A 25,985-nucleotide genomic window follows, 5' to 3' on the forward strand; every position below is an offset into this window, starting at 1 on the left:
CCGCGGCCCAACCGTTTTGCCAGGAGCGTAAGCAAGGCTGAACAGTTTTTGGCATTGCTCGATGCCGCGACCTGCCTTGAAATCAGCGCGCAGACCCGAGCCCGACGGAGACAGCCCATGTCCAAACGCCACGAGATTCCCGCGACGCATGAGAGCATGGTGTGGGGCTATCTCGACAGCACCACGCCGCCGGTGCTCGAGGTCGCCTCCGGCGATACGGTGACGCTGCATTCCTTCCCGGCCGGCGGCAAGGAGACCTTGCCCAAGGACCACAGCATCGTTCCGCCTGCGTACCTCACCGCGCTGGACACCATGATCCAGGGGCCGGGGCCGCATTTCATCACCGGCCCGGTCTATGTGAAGGGCGCACAGCCCGGCGACACGCTGCAGGTCGACATCCTCAGTTGCAAGGTCAGCCAGGACTGGGGCTTCGTCTCGATCCTGCCCTTGCTCGGCACCCTGCCCGACGAGTTCACCGACTACGAGACCATCCATCCGAAGGTCGATCACGAGCGCCAGGTCTGCATCATGCCCTGGGGCACCGAGATCGCGCTCGATCCGTTCTTCGGCATCATCGCGACAGCGCCGCCGCCGGCGTGGGGACGGTGCGGCTCTCCGGTGCCGCGCAGCTTCGGCGGCAACATGGACAACAAGGAGCTGCGGCCCGGCACGACGCTGTATCTGCCCGTGTTCAACGAGGGCGCGCTGTTCTTCGCCGGCGATGGCCACGGCGTGCAGGGTGACGGCGAGGTCTGCATCACCGCGCTCGAGACCGGCGTCACCGGCACCTTCCGCCTCACGGTACGCAAGGACATGGATATCACCTGGCCGTTCGCCGAGAACGCCACCCACCTGATGTCGATCGGCCTCGACGAGGATCTCGACGACGCCGCCAAGCAGGCGACTCGCGAGATGGTCAAGCATGTCTGCGCCCGCACCAACCTGTCGCGCAACCAGGCCTACATGCTGTGCTCGCTGGCCGGCAATCTGCGCGTCACCCAGATGGTGGACGGCAACAAGGGCATCCACATGCTGCTGCCGAAGGCTTATCTTTAGTCCCTCCTCTACCGGTTGACGAAGCGGTCGTGCGCGCTCAGCACGACCTGCCCGGCGGCATCGATCGCCTGGAAGGTGACATCGGCATCCAAAGGCTCGGGCATGGTCAGCGTCACCCGCAGCGTCTCCGAGCCATCCGGCTCGACCTCGATCGCATCCGCCGTGGCGTGCCCGACGATCGCGAGCGCCGCGTCGACGCCGCTGATGCCGAGCGTAAAGCTTTGCGCGGCCGAGGACTTGTTGAGCAGCTTGACCGTATAGGCGTTGCGCACCGAACCGTCCGACAGCCGCACCGACATCGGATCGCGGTCGTGCTGCACCGACAGCACGGCGGTGGTCTTGGTCACGAACGACACCGCGATCAGGCCGGCCAGCGCCACGCAGGCGAGCGCGAGACCGATCGTCTTCGGCCGCAGCAGCCGCGAGACCCTCGGCTGCCCGGCGCGGCCGCGTTCGATGTTGGTCCAGCTCTCGTAGTCGATCAGGCCGCGCGGCCGGTCGAGCTTGGCCATTACGCCGTCGCAGGCATCGACGCAGAGGCCGCAATTGATGCAAGCGAAGTTCGGCCCCTGGCGGATATCGATGCCGATCGGGCAGACCGCGACGCAGGCGCCGCAATCGACACAGTCGCCCGCCGGCTCGCCCAGCGCGCGCGCCTCGGCCGCCTTCTTCACCGACATCCGGACCTCGCCGCGGTAGTCGCGGTAGTTCACGGTGAAGGCTTGGGGATCCCAGATCGCGCCTTGAAAACGCGGCCACGGGCACATGAAGGTGCAGACCTGCTCGCGCGCGAAGCCGGCGAGACCGTAGGTGGTGCCGGCGAACACGAGCGTCCATGTCAAGGCGGTGACCGTCATCTCGCCGTGGGCCAGATCGCGCAGCAGTTCCGGCGCGTCGGTGAAGTAGAAGATCAAGGTGCCGCCGGTGAGAAGCGCGATCAGCATCCACAGCGCATGCTTGGTCGCGATCTGCGCGACGCGCTTCGCCGTCAGCGGCGAACTGAGATTCTTCAGCCGCTGCCGGCGGTCGCCTTCGACCAGCCGCTCGACCAGCAGGAACAGGTCGGTCCACACCGTCTGCGGACAGGCGAAGCCGCACCACAAGCGGCCGGCGAGCGCGTTCACCAGAATCAGGATCAAGGTCGCCAGCAGCATGGCCGCGGTGATGAGATAGAGGTCCTGCGGCCAGATTTCGGCCGGGCCGAGATAGAGCTTGCCGTGGGCGAAATCGAGCAGCACCGCCTGGTCCGGCGCGTTCGAACCGCGGTTCCAGCGGATGAAGGGCGTGACGTAGTAGACTGACAGCGTGAGCATCAGGATCAGCCATTTGAGCCGGCGGATCGGCCCCCTGACGCCTTGCGGAACCACGGGACCGCCGGGCTGGCGCGGCGATCGTGCCGGCTTGCGCACACGCGTTGCGCCCTGAGCGGGGACCTGGCTTTTGCGTTCGCCCTGCGCCATGCGGCGCGTCCTGGCGTGATCGATCTCGATGGTGATGGCCACGTCTGCCCTCGTTCGCTTGCCTGTTGCATGCGACGATAGGCGGCGGTGCGAGCCGGCTCTTTGTCGGGCCACAAACTTGCGAACGTGTGGCAGCCGCTGTTTGCGCGGGAGCAACGAGTGCCAGGGCCGGGCGGGCGATGAGAGGGCGCGGCACCGCGAGTGCGATGGCGGCAAATGCAACACCCGATGGGATAATGGCGTCCGCCGCGTTCTCTTGGTGCCGCGCAGCGGCAATGCCCGCCGCGCGTCTCTCACCGTGTGCGGCAGGGCAATCGCGTATGACCTTCGGAGTTCAGTACGCGTCTGTCTCCACATCGTCATGGCCGGGCCTGTCCCGGCCATCCACGTCGGTCGGCATGCTGAGAACGACGTGGATGCCCGGGCATGACGGAGCAAATCATCGGCAGCGGCAGTGCCGTAGCCCGGATGAGCGCAAGCGATATCCGGGATCTCACCGGTGCCTTCGGAGAACCCGCATGTCGCTGCGCTCATGCGGGCTACGAGGCCAGCCGCCTTCATCCTCAAACGATCTTGATCGACATATCCGGCAGGCCCTCGAGCTTGCACAGCAGCACGTCGCCCTTCACGACGGGTCCGACATTCTCCGGCGTGCCGGAATAGATGATGTCGCCGGCCTTGAGCTCGAACGCCTCGGAGAGCTTGGCGATCTGCTCGGCGACGCTCCAGATCATCTTGGTGAGATCAGAGCTCTGCCGAACCGTCCCGTTCACGGCGAGCGAGATCGCGCCTTTGGTGAAATGGCCGACGTTCGAAACCGGATGGATCGGGCCGATGACGGCGGCATGATCGAAGCTCTTGCCGATCTCCCAGGGCTTCTTCTCGGCGGCCATGCCGTTCTGCAGATCGCGCCGGGTCATGTCGAGGCCGAGCGCATAGCCATAGACGTGGTCGAGCGCGGATTCGACCGGGATGTTGGTGCCGCCGGATTTCAGCGCGGCGACCAGCTCGACCTCGTGGTGATAGTTCTTGGTCAGCGACGGATAGGGATGGTCGGCGACCTCACCGACCGCGACGTTCTGGATGGCATCCGTCGGCTTCTGGAAGAAGAATGGCGGCTCGCGGTTCGGATCGGAGCCGCGCTCGATCGCATGCGCGGCGTAGTTGCGGCCGATGCAGTAGATGCGGCGGACGGGGAACACGCCCTGCTCGCCAGCGATCGGAATCGTCGTCGCCGCTACGGCGAAGATCGGCTTCGGTCCGACCTGGGCTGCGGCAGGCTGAGTGTCCGTGAGGAGCGCGGCCGCGGCGGCGGCGCTGCCCGCGACGAGAAGATTGCGGCGTGAGGGCTCTGCCATTCGGTTCCTCCTGAGATCGGCCGCCTCCCAGGCAGCCTGTTGTTCTTCGGCGCTTCGGCGCGTCTTGACTGATAAGCATATCCATTATGCCAGCGCCACAATCCGCGCACGCGCCGTCGCTCTCGCGACGCAGCACGCGCCCGAAGCGATGGCCGAGACCCTCGCTCGACCAGGCGAGGGCGCAGGGAAGGCCGGACCTCGACTGAGGCCCGTGGCCCGCCTGCTCAAAAAAATGCTGGCGGCAGGTACCACAGGTTCAGCCGGACAGACCCGGCCTTCCCTGCGCGATGGGTTTCACGGCTGCTCCGAGCTCTCCCCGGGGACCGGCTTGTTTGCCCCCGTCACCCGCGCGTCACGTCCCGTCACGGATCATGACGCAGCGGGCTTGGCGCCAGCTTCGGGGCACCAGGACCACACGGCTTGACCGTCCGCAGGCTGCCAATCGTCCGGCGCTTCAGCACCTGACAAGCCCGCGGCCACCGCTCCCCGCCTCCGCGTATCGTGACGACGCGTACGCCCCTCAGCATGAGGACGGGATGGGCTGATATGATCATTATTTCGGAAAAATCGCAATAGTTTTTTTTCTCGTACCCAGGGCAGACATGTTCGCTTCGGTCCGATCCCTGTCGTCCTGCACGACCCCCCAAACCCTCACCCTGAGGGGCCCGCCCTCCGGCGGGCGTCTCGAAGGGCGAGGCCTCGGTCGGGCCTCGTGGTTCGAGACGCGCCGCGAACGACGACCTTGATTCGCAATTGGCCTGATTGGCGCGGCGCTCCTCACCGTGAGGGTCCGGCACCGAGGTCGGCGCTGCACATTGATCATAAACACGTCGACGGGCGTGTTCATGCAAAGGGTACAGTGACCGGTTCCTCTGATCCGCGGGACCTCCCGCCTCGTTCCCTCGTTGTCATCAACCGAACGGCGCACGCCATGACCGAGCCGACACCACTGAGGAGACGCCGCATGCTGATCGGGCTGACCGGTCTCGTCGTGCTCGTGCTGGCCGGCGCCGCCATTGCTGCGGGGCCGCTCATGAGCCGGGTCGAACATCCCAAATACGACGTGGTCAGCCGCGACGGCGACTATGAGATCCGCGCCTACGCGCCGATGATCATCGCGCAGGCCGAGGTGCAGGGCGCGCGCAGGCCCGCGATCGAGGAAGGCTTCCGCATCATCGGCGGCTACATCTTTGGCGCCAACCAGGGCAAGGCGAAGATCGCGATGACCGCGCCGGTGCAGCAGCAGGCGGCCGCGGCAGCTCCCGCGGATGGCGTGGCCAGCGACCGCTGGAGCGTCAGCTTCGTGATGCCGTCGAGCTGGTCGCTCGACACCCTGCCGCCACCGGCGGATGCCAGGATCAAGCTGACGCCCCTGCCGGCGCAGCGCATGCTCGCGATCACGTTCTCGGGCTCGTATTCCGACGGAATTCTGGCCGACAAGACCCGCGAGCTGCGCGACTACGCGCAGCGGCAGGGCATCACCGTCTCCGGCACGCCGCTGCTCGCCTTCTACAATCCGCCCTGGACGCTGCCGATGCTGCGGCGGAACGAGGTGATGCTGGCGTGTAGTTGTTAGTCTAGCCGAGTTTGCTGCCACAATACTGGTGCGCTCTCTCTCCCCGTCCTGCACGGGGAGAGGGCTGGGTGAGGGCAAAACGCCCGGGAATTGTTCGCGGATCGACCTGTCCCCCTCACCCGGATTGCATCTTCGATGCAATCCGACCTCTTCCAGCCAGCGGGGCGAGGTACACCACCGTCGCCGCGCGAGCTGTGATCAAATCACAGCACTGTCTGAGATTTCAGCTCGGCTTTTTGCCCTCACTCCTCCACGATCGCCACCGCGCGCGTCCATCCAGCGGACGCGCGCTCGATCTTGACCGGGAAGCACGACACCATGAACCCGGTCGGCGGCAGCTGCTCCAGATTGTGCAGCTTCTCGAGGTGGCAATAGCCGATGTGGCGGCCGGCCTTGTGGCCTTCCCAGATCAGCGCCGCGTCGTGGGTCTCGGCATATTTCTGCGCTGTGAACACGAACGGCGCATCCCAGCTCCAGCCGTCGGTGCCGGTCAACCGGACGCCGCGCTCGAGGAGATACATCGTCGCCTCATAGCCCATCCCACAGCCGGAGTTGACGTAGTTCGCCTGCCCGAAGCGCGCGCCGGCGGAGGTGTTGACCACAACGATCTCGAGCGGCGACAGCGTGTGGCCGATGCGTTTCAGCTCGGCCTCGACGTCCTTTGCCGTCACCACATAGCCATCGGGAAAATGCCGGAAGTCGAGTTTCACGCCCGGCTGCAGGCACCAGTCCAGCGGCACCTCGTCGATGGTCCAGGCGCGCTCGCCGCGATTCATCGTCGGATGAAAGTGCCAGGGCGCGTCGAGATGGGTGCCGTTATGCGTCGACAAATTGACCTGCTCGACCGCCCAGCCCTGCCCGTCCGGCAGGTCCTCGGCCTTCAGCCCATCAAAGAACTGCAGCATGCGCGGCAGTCCCTGCTGGTGGTCGATATAGGTGATGGTCGGATGATTACCAGGCGGATCGGCCGGCACGTCGTTCTGCAGCGGCACGGAGATGTCGATCAGCTTGCGGGCCATGGGCGGTCCTCTCTCTTGTCGTTCTTGGTTGTCATCGCCGGTCGTGTCAGACGTCCTGCCGCTCGACCCTGTTCTTCAGGATGCCGATCTTCTCGACCTCGAGCTCGATGACGTCGCCATGCTCGAGGTACCAGCCGAGCTCGAGCCCGCAGCCATTGCCGACCGTGCCCGACCCGATGAACTCGCCCGGCATCAATGTCTCGTCCTTGCTGATATAGGCGATCAGCTCCTCGAACGAGAACAGCATGCCCTCGCTGACGCCGCGCGAGCGGACCGCGCCATTGACGCGCGCCTCCATCTTCAGGCGATAGGGATCGCCGATCTCGTCGGGCGTCACGATCCACGGCCCCATGACGTTGCCGCCGTCGAAGCTCTTGCCCTTGGAGGGACCGAGGCGGCCGTCCATCTCGACGCGCTGCGTGTCGCGGGCGGAGAAGTCATTGAAGATGGTGAAGCCGAAGATGTGGTCGCCCGCCTTGCCGGCCGCAATGTCCTTGCCCCGGCCCTTCGTGATGATGCCGAACTCCAGCTCGTAGTCCATCACCTGGCTGTAGCGCGGCCATGTCACGACCGTGTTGGGACCGCGCACGCTGAACCGGTTGGTGATGTAGAAGATCGGGACCTTGCGATAAACCTCGGGCAGTTCGCCGAGCGGCTCGGCATCGATGCGCGCGAGCTCCTCGGTGTCGCCGCGCTGGCGCGCCGCGAGCTTGCGCTGGCCGCGCGGCGCCTGGAGGATGTGCAGCGGAAACGACATGCCGTCGCGCATCTGCCGCGGCTCCGGCACCGGTGCCAGCAGCTCCGTGCCCGCGGCATCTCGCGACAGGCTCTCGTCGCCGCCATAGCGCTCGATCAGCGCGCGGGCCTCGTCGAGCGCGGCGTCGCCGGCATCGATCAGCGACAGCATCGAGGCGAAGGCCGGGTTGGTTTTGCCGGCGCGATCGGCGGCGGCTGCCAGATCGAAGAGCCGGGAATCACCGGCGTGGACCACGCCGATCCGCTCCCGGCCCTCGGTTCGAAATGTCGCAAGCTTCACGCCGGCCTCCCCTTGTGTTTTCTTACAAAATATACAATCATAGAAAATATCGATAAACAAGAGGCCGAACGGGCCAATCCCCGGGGGAGGACATCAACCATGCGTCATCAGGTCATGGGAGCCGTGCTGGGATCGGTGCTGGCCGCCCTTGCGCTCACGTCTGCCGCCCGCGCCGACAAGATCCAGATCGGCTGCACGGCGACGTCGGACTGCGCCTCGGCGATGATCGCGGTCGACGAGGGCCTCTTCAAGAAGCATGGCCTGGACGTCGAGATGGTGCTGATCGGGATCAACTCGAACATCCCCGCCGCCATTCTCTCCAACTCGATCCAGATCGGCGGGCCGACCTCGACCGTGTTCCTGCAGGCCGCCGACGGCGGCCTCGACCTCGTTGCGATCTCCGGCGCCTCGATTATGAACAAGACCTCGAACGACGCCATCGCCGCCTTCGTGCGCAACGGCGTCATCATCAACGGTCCGCAGGACTTCAAGGGCAAAAAGGTCGGCGCGCCCGGCATCGGCGCTTTCCTGCAGGTGCTGTTCGTGAAATGGCTGGTCGAGAAGGGCGTCGATCCGAAGAGCGTGAACTTCGTCGAGGTGACGTTCCCGACCATGGCCGACACCATCAAGTCGGGCGGGGTCGATGCCGTCCTGACGGCCGAGCCGTTCGTCATGCGCATGACCAACGCCAATCTCGGCATGGTCGGCGCGCGCTACGCCGCCGAGCTCGCCCGGACCGAGCCGATCATCTTCTATGCGGCGTCGCGCGAATGGGCCGAGAAGAACCAAGAGACGGTGAAGAAATTCCGCGCGGCCATCGCCGAGGCGGCCCCGATCGTGAACAACGATCGTGAGAAGGCCTCGGCCGCGATCGCCAAGTTCACCAGGCAGCCGCTCGACCTCGTCAAGATGACGACGCCGAACTACGCCGAACCGGAGCTGAAGCCGGAACAGCTCGCATGGTGGATCGACGTCATGTCGGCGCAGAAGATGCTGCAGAGCAAGCTGGACCTCAAGAAGCTGATCCTCAATTGATGACGGCCTCGACACCAATCCTGCAGACCGAGACGGCGAGCGGCGATACGCTCAGCGAGCGGGCCGCCGCGCTGATCGAGCGCGACATCGTCGCGGGCGTTCTCACGCCCGGCTCGCGGCTCGGCATCGTCGAGCTCGCCAGACGCTACGAGATCGGGCCGACACCGGTGCGCGAGGGGCTGTCCCGGCTGGTGTCGCGCGGTCTGATCGTCGGCATCGGCCAGCGCGGGTTTCGCGTCGCCGAGGTGAGCCGTGAGGATCTCGTGGACATCACGCGGATGCGCACGGTGGTGGAGAATGAGGCGCTGCGGCTGGCGATGCAGAACGGCGGCGACTCCTGGGAGGCCGGCATCATTGCAGCGCTGCACCAGATGCGACGCTACATCCAGCGCATGCAAAGCGAATTCCGCGAGGGCGCGCCTGAGTTCGATCGCCTGCACAAGGCGTTTCATACTGCCCTGCTCGACGCCTGCGGATCGCGCCGCCTGCTCGCCGCCCATTCCGATCTCTACGACCAGGCCTACCGTTACCGCCGTGTGATGATGCGCAGCTTCGACGACGGCAGCGGCTTCATCCGGGAGCACGAGGCACTCGCCGAACTCGTGCTCGCGCGCGATGCCGCCGCCGCGCAGGCGCGGCTCGCAGCGCATCTGCGCTCGACGATAGAGATCGTGTATCCCCAGCCCAAGGGAGCCTGAGATGGCGGAGCCTGCCCTCGCTTTGGTCCAATCATCTCCCTCGCCCGCGCGGGCGCAGATCGCGTTCGAGAATGTCGCGCTGGTGCTCGGCGGCAAGGCGATCATCGACACGATCAGTCTCGATGTGCAGGCGGGTGAGATCCTGTGCGTCGTCGGAGCCTCCGGCTGCGGCAAGACCACGGCGCTGCGGCTCGCCGCAGGCCTCTATCAGCCGACCGCTGGCAACGTGCGCTTCGAGGGCGAGCCGATGCGCGCGCCACGGCGCGAGATCGCGGTCGTGTTCCAGGACTATGGCAAGGCGCTGCTGCCCTGGCGCACCGCGGCCGGCAACATCTCGCTCGCGCTGGAAACGATCGGCATGCCCGCCGCGCAGCGCGAGGCGCGCATCACCGAGCTGCTCGCCAAGGTCGGGCTCGCCGGCCACGCCGCCAAATATCCGACGGAGATGTCCGGCGGCATGCAGCAGCGGCTGCAGATCGCGCGCTGCCTCGCGCAGGACCCGAAGGTGCTGCTGATGGACGAGCCGTTCGGCGCGCTGGATGCCATGACACGGCAAGGCCTTCAGGACGAGATGCTGGCGCTGGTTGCGGCGACCGGCGCCACCGTCGTGTTCGTGACGCATGATTTGGAGGAGGCGATCTATCTCGGCGACCGCGTCGTCGGCCTGCTGCCGCATCCCGGCCGCGTCGGCCTGGACCTGACGATCGGCCTGCCGCGGCCGCGCGACCAGCTGGCGACGCGCGAGCATCCGGAATTCCTGCGGCTGCGCCGCGCGCTGTTCGACTTCATCAAGGCCAGCGAATGACCCTGCCGGAGCGCATCAAGCCGGTGCTGCTGCCGCTCGCGGCGCTATTCGCCTTCGAGGCGTGGATGCGGCTCGCTGCCGTACAGAGCGACTCGCTGGCGCCGCCGAGCGCGGTTCTGCTCGCGCTCCTGCGCGCCTTCACCGACGGCTCGCTGCTGATCGCGACACGCGATACGCTCGCCTCGGCGTTCGCCGGCCTCGCGCTCGGCGGCGCGATCGGGCTGGTGCTCGGCATCACGCTGGGGCTCTCGCAAATCCTCAGCCGGCTGATGGAGGTCACGATCGAGGCGATCAGGCCGATCCCCTCGGTGGCCCTGCTGCCGCTCGCCCTGATCGCGCTCGGCTTCGGCTATCGTATGGAGATCGCGATCGTCGCCTTCGCGTGCGTCTGGCCGGTGCTGATCATGACGCGCGCCGCGGTTGGCGGCATCGAGCCGCGGCTGATCGAGGTCGCGCGCGTGCTGCGGCTGACGCAGCTCGACCGTGTCATGAAGATCGTCATTCCCGCCGCCCTGCCCCGCATCTTCCTCGCCTTCCGGCTCGCCGCCGGCATCGCGCTGATCGTGGCCGTCACGGTGGAGATCGCGATCAACCCGCTCGGCCTCGGCGCCGGCATCATGACGGCGCAGCAGGGACTGCAGCCCGACCTGATGCTCGCTTATCTCGTCTGGATCGGCGTCACGGGATTCGCGCTCAATGCTGCGTTGATCGCCGCACAGCGGACTTTGTTCGGGCGCGCCGCATTGTCAGGTGACAATCCATGAGATGGTCCGTGATCGCGTGGCGTGTTGCCAGCTTCGCCGTTGCCGCAGGCTTCATCGCGGCCTGGCAGCTTGCCGCCGATCGGCGCCTGGTCTCGCCCGTGTTCCTGCCGGGGCCCGATCGCGCCTGGGCATCGCTGCTGCGCGGCTTCACGAGCGGCGATCTGCTGACGAAGCTCGCGGGCACGCTGGCGCACATGGCCTATGGCTGGCTGCTCGCCTCGATCGTCGGCATCGCGCTCGGCGCGATGATCGGCTCCTCCAAGGCGATGCGCAGCTACGTCGCGCCGACGCTCGAGCTGCTGCGGCCGCTGCCGGTCTCGGCGATCATTCCGGTCGCGATCGCCGCGCTTGGCCTGAGCCAAAGCATGGCGCTGTTCGTGATCGCGTTCGGCTCGCTGTGGCCAATGCTGCTCGGGACCATCCACGGCTTTGCCGCGGTCGAGCCTCGGCTCTATGAGGTCGCACGCGTGCTGCACATGTCGCGGCTTGCCGTCATCTTCAAGATCGCGCTGCCGTCAGCGGCGCCCGACATTCTCGCCGGGATGCGGCTGAGCTTGACCGTGGCGCTGATCCTCGCCGTCGTGTGCGAGATGCTCGCGGGGCTCGACGGCCTCGGCCAGTGGGTGCTGCTGTCGGCGCGCGCGTTCCGATCCGCCGACCTGTTCGCCGGCGTGCTGTTGCTCGGCGCCATCGGCTACGTCACGTCGGTCGCAATGGGCGCCGCCGAAAGCCGCCTCTTGCGTTGGCAGGCCGCGCGGCGATAGCTCAGCGCGCCAGCCCCGCGACGCGGCCAAGCGCGACGGCGGTGAGCAGGCCGTTGCCGGAGAGATAGCCGGCGGCGTCCGCGCCGGAGACGCCGCAAGCCGCGCCACCGACGGCGAACAGATTGTCGATCGCGGTGCCGTCGTTGCGCACGACGCGCGCCCGCTCGTCGATGACGAGGCCGCCCTGGGTGTGAAACAGCGCGCCGGTGACCTTGACCGCGCGATAGGGTGGCGCGAGTTGCGGCACGCCGGCGAAGCTGCGGCCGAAACGATCGGTGCGATGCTGGGCCTTGGCGTCGCTGACTTCCTCGCATGTGCGCGCAAGGACATCGGCCGGGACGCGCATCGCGGCTGCGAGGCTCCCGATATCGTACCCCTCCAGCACCGCGCCATGCGCGATCGCATTCCGAAAATCCTCGAACTGCGCGGCAATGCCAGCGATGCGCGCATCAAAGATCGTCCAGGCGATGCCCTCCGGCTGCGCCAGGACGTGGGCCGCCTGCTCGGAATAGCCCGATGCCTCGTTCGAGAAGCGCTGGCCGTCGGAATTCACCTGGAAACCGCCCTCGGTGATGGTCGCCCAGCTGATGAGGATGCCTGCGGGATGCGCGACCGAGCCGTGGCCCTGGTGCCCGCCGAGATGCCTCGTCGCCGCGCGGAGCTGCTCGCCCCACGTCAGCGCATCGCCCTGGTTGCCGACATGGCCGAAATAGGTCGCGCTCGCCATTTGCGGGATGTGCCGGGCGACCAGCGCGGGATTGCCGCCGTAGCCGCTGCAGGCGAGGATCAGGCGGCGGCAGCCGATCTCGTCGCTGCCGCCGTCGGGCCGCGCGAAGCGCACACCGACGACGCGCTGCGCGCGGTCGAGCAGCAAGGACGCCGCATGCGCGTCGCAGAGGATATCGATTCCGGCGGCCTCGGCGGCCGTGCGCAGCCGGTCGATAAGCTCGCGTCCGGCGCGGCTCGGAAGCCCATGCATGCGATAGCGCGAGTGGCCGGGATAGCTGAAATTGTCGACCAGCGAGAATGGCAGCCGATGCCGGTCCGCGAGCCATTCGAGCGTCGGGCCGATGGTCGTGGTGACGAGCTGCACCAGCGCCGCATCCGGCTCATCATGCGCCTTGTGCATAATGTCGGCCGCGAAGCGCGCGGGACTGTCGTCGATGCCGAGCGCCGCCTGCCAGCGCGTGCCGGCAGCCGGAATGAGTCCGGCCGACAGCGCGGTCGAGCCCTGCGGTACGGCATCGCGTTCCAGCACCAGCACGCTCTCGCCACTCTCGGCCGCCGACAGCGCAGCGACGAGCCCAGCCGCACCCGCGCCGATGATCAGGCAGTCGACGGCAAGCTCGGGCGTGCGATCGATCGTCTCGACCGAACTCATGACGCGGCCAATTCCTTGATCGCCTCCGCGATCGAGGTGACGCGGCACACCGGCTTCAGCGCGGCGATCGCGGTCGCATGCGTCTCCGCCGTGAACGCGGCGCATCCATCCTCGAGCACGACCGTCTCGAAGTCACGAATGTGCGCGTCACGCACGGTCGACGCCACGCCGCCATTGGTGACGATGCCCGCGACATAGAGCTTCTCGATGCGGCACTTGCGCAGCACCCATTCGAGCCGTGTCATGTAGAATGCCGAATAGGCGATCTTCTCGATCGTGACGTCGGCCGGCTGCAACGTCTCCACCAGCTGATGGCCCCACGCGCCGGGCAGGAAATCGCCCTTGGCGAGGAACGGCCGCAGCTGCTTCAGATGCGGCGAGATCAGGGGGTCACCGCCCTTGCCCGGCACCAGCGTGAACTGGGTGGAGATGACGAAGCCGCCTTTGCTTCGCATCAGATCGGCAAACGGCTTGAGCCGCGGCGGCAGCGCCGCGATGTCAGCCGCCGTCTGTCCCGCACGGCCATACGCGCCATTCGGATCGAGGAAATCGTTCTGGAGATCGACGATCAGCAGCGCGCTCTGCGCGGCCGACACCTTGTGATCACTCATGCGCTGCGCTCCACGATGACGTTGCCGAACTGGTCGACCCGCGCCTTGAAGCCGGGTGCGATCACCGTGGTCGCGTCCGGCTGCTCCAGGATCGCGGGCCCGGCGATGTCGCTGCCGACCGGAAGACCGAGCCGGGCGTAGATCGCCGTGCTCCACCATTTGCCGTCGAACCAGACGTCGCGGCTGCCGAGCCGCGCGGTCATCAAATCGGCGCCGGCATCGGGCGCGAGGGCCGAGAGGTCAAAGCGCGGCCGCACGCCGATCGCCGCCGTACGCAGATTCACGATCTTGATCGGCACGCCCGGCAACAGCCGGCTGAAGCTCTTCTGATAGGCGGTCTCGAACGCCTTGCGCACGTCCTCCACGGTCAGCGCAATGGCACCGTCGCGGATCTCGGCCGGCACGGTCGCGCGGATGGTGTGGGTCTGGCCGACATAGTGCATGTCGAGCTCGAACAGCGTGTCGATACGCTCGACCGCGAGCCGTGCGTCCTTCACCACGCCCTGGGCATGCTCGGCCTCGGACAGCATCCACCGGATCAGCGCCGCGATGTCGAGGCCGTCGACGAACATGTTGAGCGTCTGCACCTGGTCATGGCGGATGTCGGCGATGACGCAGCCGAGCGCCGAGGTGACGCCGGGATAGCGCGGCACCAGCGCGGCCTTGAGCCCGACATCCTTGATCAGCGCCGAGACGTGCAGCGCGCCGCCGCCGCCGAACGGCACCGCCGCGAAGCGCGCCGGATCATGGCCGCGCTCGATCGACATCAGCCGGATGGCCCCGGCCATCTTGCTGTCGGCGATGCGCACGATGGCTTCCGCCGCCTCCATCACGCCGAGACCCAGCGGCTCGCCGACATGCTTGGCGATGGCGCGCTTGGCGGCCTCGACATCGAGCGCCTTGAGCTTGCCGCCGATCGGCCTGTCAGCATTGATGCGGCCGAGCACGACGTTGGCGTCAGTGAGCGTCGGCCGGTCGTTGCCGCCGCCATAGCACACCGGACCCGGACGCGAGCCGGCGCTCTCCGGGCCGACCTGCAGCAGGCCGCCGGCATCGACATGAGCGATCGAGCCGCCGCCGGCGCCGATGGTGGTGATCTCGATCATCGGCGTGCGCACGACGAGGCCGAAATCGATCGTGGTCTGCGCCGCCAGCGAGGTCGCGCCGTCGACCACCAGCGACACGTCGAACGAGGTGCCGCCGAGATCGCCGGTGATGACGTTGGGAAAGCCGGCCGCCTTGGCGATCTCCGCCGCGGCGATCACGCCAGCCGCCGGGCCCGACAGCGCGGTGCGGATCGGGAAGCGCCGCGCCGCGTCCGTGGACATCACGCCGCCATTGGACTGCACGATGTGGAAGCGGCCGTCGAACGCTTCACCCGCCAGCGCGTTCTGCAGCTTCTGCAAATAGGAGCCGACCACCGGCTGCAGATAGGCGTTGAGCGCGGTCGTCGAGGTCCGCTCGAACTCGCGGATCTCCGGCAGGATCTGGCTGGAGCAGGCGACATTGTCGTTCGGCCAGATCGCCTGCACGGCTTCGAGCGCGCGGCGCTCGTTGTCGGGATTGGCGAAGGCGTTGACGAACACGATCGCCAGCGCCTGCGCGCCCTTTGCCAACAGCTCGCGCGCGGTCGTCTCGACCTGCGCAACGTCAACGGCCGTGCGGATGGTGCCGTCCGACAGCACGCGCTCGTCGACCTCGGCGCGCATGTCGCGCTCGACGACGGGCACGAAGTCGCCCCACAGGCCCCAGGTGTTGCGGCGGTCGCGGCGGCGCATCTCCAGCACGTCGCGGAAGCCACGCGTCGTGATCAGGCCGATGCGCGCGCCCTTGCGCTCCAACAGCGCATTGGTGCCGACGGTCGTGCCGTGCACGATCGAGGTGAGATGCGAGACCGCGCCGAAACCTTGCAGGCCTTCGAGGAAGCCGACCGCTTCGTCGCCGCGGTTCGACGGCACCTTGTTGGTGCGGAAGCTGCGCTTCGCCTCGTCGAAGTAGAACAGGTCCGTGAAGGTGCCGCCGACATCGACGCCGACGATGGTGCCGAGCTTGCTCATGCCGCACCTCCCGCACGGAGCGTGTGCGTCGCGGCTTCATCGACCGCGCCGTCTGCCTTCACGGCAACCTTGTAGACGTCACGCGCCTGCGCCGCCGAGACGAAGCCGAGCGCGACGTCGTGCGCGACCTCAGCAACGGGCCGCGCCTCCGGCGGACCCCAGCCGCCGCCTCCGGGTGTCTCCAGCCGCACGCGCTTGCCGGCCTTCAAATGCAGGTCGGTGATCTTGGACACCATCGGCGGGCTCGCCTCGCCCTGCTCCGTCTGCCAGGCGAAATGATTGAGCGCGGCGCTGCCGCCGCCGGCGACGCCGAACGGCGCCGCTTTGCCGCGCTCGCCGAGCAGCGCGACATCGGCATCGGCCAGCAGTTCGACCTCATAGACAGCGCCGACGCCGCCGCGATGGGTGCCGGCACCGGCGGAATCCGGGCGCAACGCCCATTGCGTGAACATGACGGGATAGGCTGCTTCCAAGATTTCCACGGGCGGAATGGTCGCGGTCGAGATCGGGTTGTTGGCGTGGTTGAGGCCGTCGGTCGCGGGATTGCCGCCGAGGCCGCCGCCGAAGAACGAGAACATCACGAAGCGGCTGTTGTCCTTGCGATGGCCCGCGATCGACAGCGCATTGATGGTGCCGAACGGCGCGGCGGTGGCGCGCGACGGATCGGCCTTGGCGAGCGCGCCGAGCACGACGCCGATCAGGCGCAGGATGGTCTCGGTATAGCCCGCGACCGGCTTCGGCGGCCCGGCCGCCAGCAGCGAGCCGTCGGTGATGTCGAACGAGATCGGCCGCAGGCAGCCGGCATTGGCCGGCACCTCGGTGAACACATGCTTCAGCGCGACGTAGCAGGCCGCGATCGTGGTCGAGCGCGAGATGTTGATCGGGCCCTTGCAGGCCGCCGACGAGCGGGTGAAATCGAGCGTCAGCGTGTCGCCGGCAATGGTGACATCGAGCGCGACGGTCAGCGGTTCGTCGACGATGCCGTCATTGTCGAGCACGTCCTCGAATGAATAGGTGCCGTCCGGCAGTGAGGCGATCGCCGCCCGCATCAGGGTCTCGGCGCGATCAGAGAACGCCTCGAACGCATTGGAGACGGTTTTGTCGCCGTAATCGTCGAGCAGCGCGCGCAGTCTGATCTCGCCGAGATCGAGCGCGTTGAGCTGGCCGTTGAGGTCGCCCCAGTTCGACATCGGCACGCGCGAATTGGCTTCGATGATGCCGAGGATGTCGTGGTTCATGCGTCCCGCCGCGATCAGCTTGACCGGCGGGATACGCATGCCTTCCTGAAAACTCTCGACCGCCTTCGGATTGTAGCCGCCGGCGACGTTGCCGCCAATGTCGAGCCAGTGGCCGACCGAGGCAATCCAGCAGAACACCCTGTTGTCGCGGAACACCGGTCGCACCAGGCGGAAATCGTTAAGATGGGTGCCGCCGTCATAGGGATCGTTGAAGATAAAGGTGTCGCCCTCCTCGAGCCCGCCCTCCTTCTCGACCTTGGCGATGACGGCGCGCACGGCGAAAGCCATCGCGCCGACGAAGATCGGCAGACCGCCCTGCCCCTGCACCAGCGTGTCGCCGGTCGTCGCGTGATAGATGCCGTGGCAGGCGTCGCGCGCCTCCGCGATCGTCGGGTTGAACGCGGAGCGGTACAACGTCGCATCCATTTCGTCGGCGATCTGCTCCAGCCGCCCCTTCAGCACCGCGAGCGTGATCGGATCCATGTTGGTCATGCCCGCGTTCCCTCGTCATCTGCTGCGTAACGGGCACCGTTCGCCAGGATATCGGCGGTGCCGAGCATCGCGTTGAGACCGGCGAAATCGAGCATGCGGTCGGCGAACGGCTTGGTCGAGCCGGCCTGCGCCAGCGACTGATAGTAGGCCCGCGCCGAGAACGCGAGCGCGCGCACGATGCCGCCGGGGAAGATCACGAGCTTGAAGCCGAGCGCGCCGAGCTCTGAGGCCGCATGGATCGGCGTCGAGCCGCCCTCGACCATGTTGGCGAGCAGCGGCCGCTTCGACGCGAGACGGCCAGCGATCGCGGACAACTGCTCATTGCTCTTCGGCGCCTCGACGAACAGCACGTCGGCGCCTGCCTCGGCATAGCGCTCGGCGCGTTCGATCGCGGCCTCCATGCCCTCGATCGCCAGCGCATCGGTACGCGCGACGATCAAGGTCTCGGCGGACTGCCGGGCGTCGAGAGCGGCCTTGATCTTGCCGACCATCTCGCTCGCGCTGATCACGGTCTTGTCGGTGAGATGGCCGCAGCGCTTCGGCGTGGTCTGGTCCTCGAGCTGGATCGCCGAGGCGCCCATGCGCTCGAACAGCCGCACTGTCCGCTGCACGTTGAGCGCATTGCCGAAGCCGGTGTCGGCGTCGACCACCAGCGGCACGTCGACGCGGTCGCGGATCATGGCGATGGTGTCGGCGACCTCCATCATCGACACCAGGCCGATGTCGGGACGGCCGAGCTTCGTGTAAGCGATGCCCGCGCCAGTCAGGTACAGCGCGTTGAAGCCGGCCTCGACGGCAATGCTCGCGGTCAGCGCATCGTACACGCCAGGCGCGATCGTCGTCTCGGCGGATGCCAGAGTGGATCTCAGGCTCATTATCGTTTCCTTGTTTGTCTCAACTGTTCGCTGAATCTGACGTCACAGACCGAGATAGGCGCGCTTCAGCTCGGCATTGGATTTCAGCTCGGAAGCTGGTCCGGAGAGCGTGATGATGCCGTTCTCCATGATGTAGGCGCGGCCGGCGAGCTCGAGCGACTGCACGACGTTCTGCTCGACCAGCATGATGGCGAGGCCTGATGCCGCGAGCCGCGCGATCAGCGCGAACATCTCCTCGACCATCAGCGGCGACAGGCCGAGCGACGGCTCGTCGAGGATCAGGAGCTTCGGCTCGCCCATCAGGCCGCGACCGATCGCCAGCATCTGCTGCTCGCCGCCCGACAGCGTGCCGGCATATTGCCGCGCGCGCTGCTTCAGCTTGGGGAACGTCGCGTAGATCTGCTCGATGCGCTCGGTGCGCCCGCGGCGCGGCCGGCAATAGGCGCCGAGCTCGAGGTTCTCGCGCACGGAGAGATTGGGGAAGATCTTGCGGCCCTCGGGCACGTGGATCAGGCCCGCGGTGACGATGTCGGGCGCGGCCGCATGCTCCAGCGACGCACCGTTGAATCGGATGGTGCCGGCAGTGGCGGGTACGACGCCCGAGAGCACCTTGTTCAATGTGGTCTTGCCGACGCCGTTGGAGCCGAGCACGGCCACGACTTCGCCGGCGTTGACGTCGAAGCTGACGCCGCGCAGCACTTCTGTTCCGCCGTAGCCGGCGCGGAGATCGCGAACCTCAAGCATGGGCCTGCTCCGCGCGCAGACGCTCGGCTGCGCCATGACCGAGATAGGCCTCTATCACCTGGGGATCCTCGCACACCGCCTTCGGCTCGCCCTCGGCGATCATGCGGCCCTGCGACAGCACGTAGACCTTGTCGCAGAGATTCATCACCGCCTGCATGATGTGCTCGATCATCAGGATGGTGACCCCCCGGTCGCGGATGTCGCGCACCAGCGGCAGCACGTCGCGGATCTCGGAAGGGTTGAGACCGGCGAGCACTTCGTCGAGCAGCAGCAGCTTCGGCTTGGTCGCGAGCGCGCGCGCGACCTCCAGCCGCTTGCGGCCAGCTACTGTGAGATCCGACGAGGCTTTGGCGAGATCGGCGCCGAGGCCCACGCGCTTGGCGATCTCGGCCGCCTGTCGCATCGCCTCGCTGGCGTCGGGCGTATGCAGATAGGCCCCGACCGCGATGTTCTCCTGCACGTTCAGCCCTTCGAACGGCTGCACGATCTGGAACGTGCGCGCGATGCCTTCGCGCGCCCGGACGTGCGGGGCAAGCTGGGTGATGTCGCGGCCGTCATAGCTGACCGAGCCGCCGTCAGGCTGCAAGAAGCCCGCGACCATCGCGAACAGCGTAGTCTTGCCGGCGCCGTTCGGCCCGATTAGGCCCGTGATTGATCCTTTGGCGACCGACAGCGACGCCTGGTCGACCGCGACGAGGCCGGAGAAGCGTTTGGTGAGGGACTTGACCTCGAGCATCACGCCTCCTTCGCTCTTGCCGTGGACAAGCCCAGGCTCTTCATCAGCATCACCAGGCCATTCGGCGAGAACGCCACGGACAGCACGAGGATGACGCCGAACACCATGAGATCCATCCCGGGAATGCCGCCGGAGAGGCCCTTGGTCAGTTCGCCAAGTCCCAGCAGCACGATCGCACCCAGCATGGGCCCTAGCACGGTGCCGGAGCCGCCGACGATCGCCGCGAACAGCGCCTCGATCGAGATCCACGAGCCGAACGCGACATTGGCATCGATGAACAGATAGTTCTGCGCATAGAGGCAGCCGGCGGCAGCTGTCAGCGCGCCGGAGATCGCGATCGCCTTCATCTTGACCGCGAACACATCGACGCCGAGCGCCTGCGCTGCCTGCTCGTTCTCGCGCAGCGCCACGAGATAGGCGCCGAACCGCGAATGCTCCAGCCACCAGCTCACCAGCAGACCGATCGCGACGAAGCCGAGCGCGATCAGCAGGAAATAGCGGCGGTCGGCGAATTGCAGGTACGGCAGACCCGTTTGCAGCTTCAGCAGGATGCCGGCGGCGCCGCCGGTGAAATTGGTGCTGTTGGCGAGGATGCGCGCGACCTCGGCGAAGGCCAAGGTGATCAGCGCAAAGTACGAGCCTTTCAGGCCGGAGCGGAAACTGAGAAAGCCGATGGCAGCGCCGACCAGCGCGCCCAACGCGATACCGATGACCAGCGCGATCCAGGCGTTGACGCCGAAGCGGGTCTGCAGCACGGCCATCGCATAGGCGCCGGCGCCGAAGAACGCGGCGTGGCCGAACGACGACAGGCCGGCATAGCCGCCGAGGATGTTCCAGCCTTGCGCCGCCAGCGCTGTTATCATCATGAAGATCATGAGATTCAGTAGCGCGCCGGACAGGCCGAGGAACGGGACCACGGCGAGCGCCACGACGATTACGGCGAGCGTGGTGAGACGCGGCCTGGTCATGAGCGCGCTCCGAACAGGCCGGTCGGGCGCACCAGCAGAGTGACGATGAAAATCAGGAAGATACCGATCTGACCGAGGCTGTCACCGAGGAACAGGCTGGACGCGGCTTCGACGACGCCGATCAAGAGACCGCCGATCAGCGCGCCGGGGATCGAGCCCATGCCGCCGAGCACGACGATGGTGAAGGCGACCAGCACGAACGCCGCGCCGGTCTTCGGGCTGACATAGAAGGACGGCATCAGCAGACCAGCGGCGACGGCGAGACAGGCGCAGCCGATCGCAAAGGTCATCGCATAGACATGCGGCACGCTGATGCCGACGAGGCTGGCGCCGAGCTTCTCCTTGGCGACCGCGCGGATCGCCTTGCCGATGTCGGTCTGTTGCAACACCAGCCAAAGGAGAAGCGTGGTCGCGATGGTGACGCCGAAGCCGACGACACGCGGGAACGACAGCAGCAGCGGCCCGAGCTCGACGACGCGGAACGAGTAGTCCGTGGTGATCGTGCGGGTGTCGGACCGGAAGGCGGCGAGTAGCGCGTTCTCGATGATGATCGACAGGCCGAGCGTTACCAGCAGAATGCCGTTATCCTTGCTGTGGCTCGCCGGGCCGATGATGAAGCGCTGCAAAGCATAGCCGAGCGCGAACATCGCGGGTGCGACAAAGAGGATCGCGAGATACGGGTCCATCCCGTAGCGAGCGCAGGCGAGCCACACCATGAACATCGCCACGGTCAGCAGCGCGCCGTGGGCGAAATTCACGATGTGCAGCACGCCGTAGATCAGTGTGAGACCAAGCGCGATCAGGGCATAGATCGCGCCTAGCATCAGTCCGTTCAACAGCGCCTCCACGACGATCTGGGGCGAGTACATGAGATCCTCTGGTCATCGAGAAAGCTCAACGCTTTCTCGGAGAAGCCGGATCAAAGACCGGCATATGGGGGCCTCATGGTTCGAGACGCGCCGCAAGCGGCGCTCCTCACCATGAGGGTAAGCAGACGAGGCAGCGCTCTCCGTCCTGATCCTGAGGAGCCCGGCGAGGCCGGGCGTCTCGACGGATGGCCAAGTCTACCGCAATCGCCACGGCTTTTTTACCGAAGCGGGAGTCGTGCCCCCCGATCACCCGTTGATCGGGAACACCGGCTTTGCGTCGGCGTAGTCCGCCGGGTAGATCACTTTGATGTCCTTGCCTTGCACCTGCGTGTTCAGCGGCAGTGCGCTGGTGTTCTGGCCTTTGGCGTCGAACTTGGTCTTGCCATAGGGCATGACGCCGCTGTCGAATTCGTTCGCTGCCAGCGCCTCGATGATCTTGGCACGATCGGCGCTGCCGGCATTCTCGACAGCCTGAGCGAACACCTTCACCAGCGAATAGTTGATCGGCGTATTGTAGGCGTAGAACTTGCCGGCAGCGGTCACGGTCTCGCGCAGCTTGGCCGTGATCGGGCTCTTCGGATCACCCCAATGGTTGCAGTCCATCACGCCCTGGGCAGCCTCGGGGAACTCGTTCACGAAGCGATAGCTCGATGCCGCGCCGCCGAACACGGCGTAAATGCCCTTCGGGCGCACGCGCTGCTGCTGCAGAGTGCGGGCCATCAGCACGAACTCGTTGAAGTAATGCGACGGCACGATCAGATCTGGATTGAGCGCGCGCAGCCGCAGCACGACGTTGGTCATGTCGCGCGCCGGGGTCGGATGCGCGATGGTCTCGACGATCTGGAAGCCGAGCGGCGGCAGCTTCTCCTGCATGATCTTGGCGAGGCCCGAGCCGAAGAGGCCGTCTTCGTGCACGATCGCCACCGTCTTGATCGGCTTGCCGGCGTCGTCGTTGAGCTTGACGAGGTTCTTCAGCGCGACCGCGGTCGCCATGCTGAAATTCGGATTGAAGCGGAAGGTGTTCTTGAGGCCGCGCTCGGTGATCGTATCCGCCACCGCACAGTCGACCACGAAGGGCAGATCGTAGCGGGAGGCGGTTTGCGTGGCGGTCAGAGCAATGCCCGAGGCAAAGCCGCCGAGCACGGCGGCCACGCCGGCCGATTGCAACTCCTCGGTCGCCTGCGCGCCGGCCTCCGCGTTCGAGCGGCTGTCGCCGACGATAAGCTCGAGCTTGGCGCCGCCCAGCGCCTTGATGCCGCCGGCGTCGTTGATCTCCTTGATCGCGAACTCCGCGCCGATCTTGGCGAGATCGCCGTCGAGCGCGAAGGCGCCGGAGATCGGCTGCAGCAGGCCGACCTTGACCGGCGCCGGCTCGGCGCGCAGCAGGCCAGGCGCCGCCAGCATCGAGGTGAGCGCGACACCGCTTTTGAGCACGGTGCGGCGTGACAGTGACTTCGAGCTCAACGTCATGACTTCCCCACTTTCCTGACTGGCGGCCGCCGGCGCGGGCGCTCCCTGCGGTACACCTCGGCGGTCGGGCTCCAGTGCCGGTGCCCTTCGTCGCCCGTCCGTTCGAGGTTCATCTGCAATGTGTAGCGATCGGGCCGGTAGAGTGCCTGAAGGTGCTCCATCGGCTGGCCGTCCTTACCGTAGACCGTGCGGCGCAAGGCCACGAGCGGCATGCCGACATCGATGTCGAGCGCCTCCGCCACGTCGGGGCTCGACAGCACCGCGCTGATCTCCTGCCGCGCCGAGGCGCTGGTGAGACCGGAGCGCTCGATCAATTCGAGCAGCGGCATGCGCGCGAGATCCTCGCGCGAATAGTTACGGCCGATGCGCTCGGGTACGTTGGCGATGAGATAAGAGAACGGCACGCCGTCGACGAGGCGGACGCGCACCGAGCGCTGCGAGCGCTCGTCGGGGGCGAGCTGCAAGGCTTCGCGGATCTGATCAGGCGGCGCGACATAGTCGAACGACAACAGTCGTACGTCTGTCGTGCGCCCCATCTCGATCAGATGCGCGAACACGTTGGACACGTCAGCAAGAACTGTCCGCACCTTGGACGCAGGACGATGCACGAAGGTACCGAGCCCGCTCTTCTTCTCGATCAGGCCCTCGCCCGCGAGCAGATCCAGCGCCTGGCGGATGGTGACACGGGAGACGTTATGCTCTTCGGCGAGCGCGAATTCGCCGGGCAGCCGCTCGCCGTCCGCGAGCTCGCCGGATCCGATCTTGTCCTTCAGCAACAGGTAGATCCGTCGTGCCTTCAGCGGCTCGGACGCGGTGCGCAAGGGTGAGATGTCCCGAGGTTGCAGAGCTATCTTGCTTTCAATACAGTAGGTGTATAGAAAATATAACAGCTTCGGTCAACCAGCTCGCGCGGCTCCTCTGGAGCAAGGATCGAGCCATGGATGGGGCACCGGGAGGATCACGCGATTTGTCGCAGCATTGGCCATACGCACAGGTGCTGAGCCCGCTCGATGTCGGTCGCCTACGCTTCCGCAACCGCATCTTCGTTCCCGCGCACACCACGAATTTCGGCGAGCACCACCTCCCGAGCGCGCAGCACCTCGCCTATCATCACGCTCGTGCTTGTGGCGGCGTGGGCGCGATCATCTTCGAATCCATTCGTGTGCACGCCAATTCGCTGGGCCGTCCGCAAGCGGTGTGCGGCTTCGATCCCGCCTGCATTGATCCCTTCCACCGCATCACCGATGCGGTGAAGGCCGAAGGCGCCTGCATGCTCGGCCAGATCATCCATCTGGGGCGGCAGGTCGAGGGCGATTTCGAGCGGACGGTGTCGTGGGGCGCCTCGCCCATTCCGTGGTCGATCTCGGCGCTGCCGCCGCGGCCGATGGACGAGTTCGACATGGAGCAGGTGATCGAGGGGCACCTCGTCACCGCGCGCAACCTCGTCGCGGCCGGATTCGACGGCATCGAGCTGCAGATGGCGCATGGTCATCTGCTGCAGCAGTTCATGTCACCTCTGTCGAACAAGCGCGATGATGAATACGGCGGCACGCTGGAGAACCGTCTGCGCTTCCCGGCCCGTGTGCTCGCGGCGTTGCGGGCCGAGCTTGGCGACGAATTCTGTCTCGGCATCCGCATCAGCGGCGAGGAATATGCCGACGGTGGCCTTGGCATCGACGAGGCCGCGCGGATCGTGGCAATGCTGGCGCGGCAGACCCAGATCGACTTCGTCAACGTCTCGCATTCAGCCTACGTCGCGAACTATTCGCTGGCGACGCAGATGGCCGACATGGCGCTCGATCCGTCGCCGTTCCGCGCTCTGCCCGCGCGCATCCGCCTCGAGCTGCGCGCGCAGGGATTCGGGACGCCCGTGTTCGCCGTGTGCCGATTTACGGGACTTGACGAGGCCGAGGCGATGATCGCCGCGGGCGCTGCCGACGCCATCGGGATGGCGCGCGCGCATCTCGCCGAACCGGCCATCGTGAAGAAGTCGGTCGAGGGACGTCTCGACGAAATCCGCCGCTGCATCGGCTGCAACCAGGGCTGCGCCGGCATGCTGGAGCGGAACCTGCCGATCCGCTGCCTGATCAATCCGATTGCCGGACTGGAAGGGCAGTTCGACGAGCCCGAGGCGCTGCCTCGCACGGCGCCGCGACGCGTTCTCGTCGTCGGCGGCGGGCCTGCAGGACTGGAAGCCGCGCGCGTGGCGGCTGCGCTCGGGCATCATGTCACGCTATGGGAGCGCAGCGATCAGCTTGGCGGACAGTTGCGCACGGCGTGGCTGATGCCGAAGCGTACGAACTTCAAGGCGTTCGTGGAGTTCCAGATCGCGGCACTGAGGCGGCTCGGCGCGACCATCGTCTTCGACAAGGAGGCGGACGCCACAGGGATCTCCGCCTTCGGCGCCGATCGCATCGTACTGGCGACGGGCTCCGCCACGACCGCTATGCCCATGGCCGGCAACGGCCCCGTGTTCACCCTGCCCGATGCGCTGCGCGCGCCGGGGCAGCTCGGCGCATCGGTCGCCGTGTTTGACCGCACCGGCGAATGGGGCACGCTGGCGGCGCTGGAACATTTCGCCGATCTCGGCAAGGCCGTGACCTTGTTCGTGCCGGCGACGAGCTACGCCTGGCGCACCACGATCTATTCGACGCTCGCCAACAGCCGCCGCCTGCGCGAGCGCAAGGTCCGCATCGCGACCTTGCGCGCCGTTCGCGCATATGATGGCGAGACGCTGGAGGTCGAGGATCTCTCGACCGGCGATGTCGAGCGCCTGACGGGGTTCTCGGCGCTGATCGCCGTCGATCACAACAGCACGGATCAGTCGCTGTATCTCGCCTTGCGGCGCGCCGGAAAGCCGGTGATGCAGGTCGGCGACAACAATGCGCCGCGCACGGCGCTCGAAGCGGTCTATCAGGGTCACATGGCCGCGCGCGCCCCCTTCCCTGAAGCGGCCGAACATCCGACATGACT

General features: G+C 66.7%; 23 protein-coding genes. 8 read left to right on the forward strand and 15 right to left on the reverse strand.

Features of this window, described 5'->3' with window-relative positions; all coding sequences use genetic code 11:
• The first annotated feature begins 117 nt into the window (after positions 1-117).
• Positions 118-1,056, forward strand: coding sequence for an acetamidase/formamidase family protein (locus BRADO_RS25525; protein WP_012029079.1), 939 nt, complete (start codon positions 118-120; stop codon positions 1,054-1,056).
• 8 nt (positions 1,057-1,064) lie between these two features.
• Here the strand turns inward: BRADO_RS25525 and ccoG are convergent, their stop codons facing one another.
• Both ccoG and BRADO_RS25535 read right to left on the reverse strand, forming a co-directional pair.
• On the reverse strand, positions 1,065-2,558 hold the full coding sequence (gene ccoG, locus BRADO_RS25530) for a cytochrome c oxidase accessory protein CcoG (RefSeq protein ID WP_012029080.1): 1,494 nt from the start codon (positions 2,556-2,558) through the stop codon (positions 1,065-1,067).
• Positions 2,559-3,079: 521 nt separating this feature from the next.
• Positions 3,080-3,874 (reverse strand): fumarylacetoacetate hydrolase family protein, encoded by a 795-nt coding sequence (locus BRADO_RS25535; protein WP_012029081.1) that lies wholly within the window; start codon positions 3,872-3,874, stop codon positions 3,080-3,082.
• A gap of 964 nt (positions 3,875-4,838) precedes the next feature.
• On the opposite strand from BRADO_RS25535, the gene BRADO_RS25540 reads away from it, so the two are divergent.
• Positions 4,839-5,450, forward strand: coding sequence for a heme-binding protein (locus tag BRADO_RS25540; RefSeq protein ID WP_012029083.1), 612 nt, complete (start codon positions 4,839-4,841; stop codon positions 5,448-5,450).
• 242 nt (positions 5,451-5,692) lie between these two features.
• Here BRADO_RS25540 and BRADO_RS25545 read toward each other — a convergent pair whose 3' ends face one another.
• Complete coding sequence (locus BRADO_RS25545; protein ID WP_012029084.1) at positions 5,693-6,469, reverse strand: cyclase family protein; 777 nt, start codon at positions 6,467-6,469, stop codon at positions 5,693-5,695.
• 46 nt (positions 6,470-6,515) lie between these two features.
• Positions 6,516-7,505: a fumarylacetoacetate hydrolase family protein gene (locus BRADO_RS25550; protein WP_012029085.1), complete on the reverse strand. Its 990-nt coding sequence runs from the start codon at positions 7,503-7,505 to the stop codon at positions 6,516-6,518.
• A 99-nt stretch (positions 7,506-7,604) separates the two neighbouring features.
• On the opposite strand from BRADO_RS25550, the gene BRADO_RS25555 reads away from it, so the two are divergent.
• The 5 genes from BRADO_RS25555 to BRADO_RS25575 are packed head-to-tail and all read left to right on the forward strand — an operon-like array spanning position 7,605 to position 11,571.
• The gene (locus BRADO_RS25555; protein WP_012029086.1) at positions 7,605-8,540 is read left to right on the forward strand and encodes an ABC transporter substrate-binding protein; all 936 of its coding nucleotides are present in this window, start codon (positions 7,605-7,607) and stop codon (positions 8,538-8,540) included.
• Positions 8,540-9,238, forward strand: a complete 699-nt coding sequence (locus BRADO_RS25560; protein WP_012029087.1) for a GntR family transcriptional regulator — start codon at positions 8,540-8,542, stop codon at positions 9,236-9,238. The genes BRADO_RS25555 and BRADO_RS25560 overlap by 1 nt, the downstream gene beginning before the upstream one ends.
• A 1-nt stretch (position 9,239) precedes the next feature.
• Positions 9,240-10,043, forward strand: coding sequence for an ABC transporter ATP-binding protein (locus tag BRADO_RS25565; RefSeq protein WP_012029088.1), 804 nt, complete (start codon positions 9,240-9,242; stop codon positions 10,041-10,043).
• Positions 10,040-10,807, forward strand: a complete 768-nt coding sequence (locus BRADO_RS25570; RefSeq protein WP_012029089.1) for an ABC transporter permease — start codon at positions 10,040-10,042, stop codon at positions 10,805-10,807. Before BRADO_RS25565 ends, BRADO_RS25570 begins: the two co-directional genes overlap by 4 nt.
• Before the next feature lie 8 nt (positions 10,808-10,815).
• Entirely contained in the window at positions 10,816-11,571 is a 756-nt protein-coding gene (locus BRADO_RS25575; protein ID WP_244422890.1) for an ABC transporter permease, read from the forward strand.
• Between the two features lies 1 nt (position 11,572).
• Here the strand turns inward: BRADO_RS25575 and BRADO_RS25580 are convergent, their stop codons facing one another.
• From BRADO_RS25580 to BRADO_RS25630, 11 genes are all read right to left on the reverse strand, one after another.
• Complete coding sequence (locus BRADO_RS25580; RefSeq protein WP_012029091.1) at positions 11,573-12,952, reverse strand: FAD-dependent oxidoreductase; 1,380 nt, start codon at positions 12,950-12,952, stop codon at positions 11,573-11,575.
• Positions 12,949-13,563 carry a cysteine hydrolase gene (locus tag BRADO_RS25585; protein WP_012029092.1) on the reverse strand — a complete coding sequence of 205 codons (615 nt, stop codon included), beginning with the start codon at positions 13,561-13,563 and terminating at the stop codon, positions 12,949-12,951. The genes BRADO_RS25580 and BRADO_RS25585 overlap by 4 nt, the downstream gene beginning before the upstream one ends.
• On the reverse strand, positions 13,560-15,620 hold the full coding sequence (locus BRADO_RS25590) for a hydantoinase/oxoprolinase family protein (protein WP_012029093.1): 2,061 nt from the start codon (positions 15,618-15,620) through the stop codon (positions 13,560-13,562). Before BRADO_RS25590 ends, BRADO_RS25585 begins: the two co-directional genes overlap by 4 nt.
• Positions 15,617-17,350: a hydantoinase B/oxoprolinase family protein gene (locus BRADO_RS25595; protein ID WP_012029094.1), complete on the reverse strand. Its 1,734-nt coding sequence runs from the start codon at positions 17,348-17,350 to the stop codon at positions 15,617-15,619. The genes BRADO_RS25590 and BRADO_RS25595 overlap by 4 nt, the downstream gene beginning before the upstream one ends.
• Positions 17,347-18,225, reverse strand: a complete 879-nt coding sequence (locus BRADO_RS25600) for an oxaloacetate decarboxylase (RefSeq protein ID WP_012029095.1) — start codon at positions 18,223-18,225, stop codon at positions 17,347-17,349. The genes BRADO_RS25595 and BRADO_RS25600 overlap by 4 nt, the downstream gene beginning before the upstream one ends.
• A 42-nt stretch (positions 18,226-18,267) precedes the next feature.
• The gene (locus tag BRADO_RS25605) at positions 18,268-18,969 is read right to left on the reverse strand and encodes an ABC transporter ATP-binding protein (RefSeq protein WP_012029096.1); all 702 of its coding nucleotides are present in this window, start codon (positions 18,967-18,969) and stop codon (positions 18,268-18,270) included.
• Positions 18,962-19,705, reverse strand: a complete 744-nt coding sequence (locus tag BRADO_RS25610; RefSeq protein ID WP_012029097.1) for an ABC transporter ATP-binding protein — start codon at positions 19,703-19,705, stop codon at positions 18,962-18,964. Before BRADO_RS25610 ends, BRADO_RS25605 begins: the two co-directional genes overlap by 8 nt.
• Positions 19,705-20,673 carry a branched-chain amino acid ABC transporter permease gene (locus tag BRADO_RS25615; RefSeq protein WP_012029098.1) on the reverse strand — a complete coding sequence of 323 codons (969 nt, stop codon included), beginning with the start codon at positions 20,671-20,673 and terminating at the stop codon, positions 19,705-19,707. Before BRADO_RS25615 ends, BRADO_RS25610 begins: the two co-directional genes overlap by 1 nt.
• Positions 20,670-21,542, reverse strand: coding sequence for a branched-chain amino acid ABC transporter permease (locus BRADO_RS25620; RefSeq protein WP_012029099.1), 873 nt, complete (start codon positions 21,540-21,542; stop codon positions 20,670-20,672). Before BRADO_RS25620 ends, BRADO_RS25615 begins: the two co-directional genes overlap by 4 nt.
• Before the next feature lie 246 nt (positions 21,543-21,788).
• A complete protein-coding gene (locus tag BRADO_RS25625; protein WP_012029100.1) occupies positions 21,789-23,012 on the reverse strand; it encodes an ABC transporter substrate-binding protein in 1,224 nt (407 codons plus the stop codon).
• Positions 23,009-23,833 (reverse strand): GntR family transcriptional regulator, encoded by an 825-nt coding sequence (locus BRADO_RS25630; protein WP_012029101.1) that lies wholly within the window; start codon positions 23,831-23,833, stop codon positions 23,009-23,011. Before BRADO_RS25630 ends, BRADO_RS25625 begins: the two co-directional genes overlap by 4 nt.
• A 2-nt stretch (positions 23,834-23,835) precedes the next feature.
• Here BRADO_RS25630 and BRADO_RS25635 point away from each other — a divergent pair, with 2 nt between their 5' ends.
• Positions 23,836-25,983 (forward strand): FAD-dependent oxidoreductase, encoded by a 2,148-nt coding sequence (locus BRADO_RS25635; RefSeq protein ID WP_244422891.1) that lies wholly within the window; start codon positions 23,836-23,838, stop codon positions 25,981-25,983.
• Positions 25,984-25,985: the final 2 nt, after the last annotated feature.

The organism is Bradyrhizobium sp. ORS 278 (assembly GCF_000026145.1).
Taxonomy (GTDB): domain Bacteria; phylum Pseudomonadota; class Alphaproteobacteria; order Rhizobiales; family Xanthobacteraceae; genus Bradyrhizobium.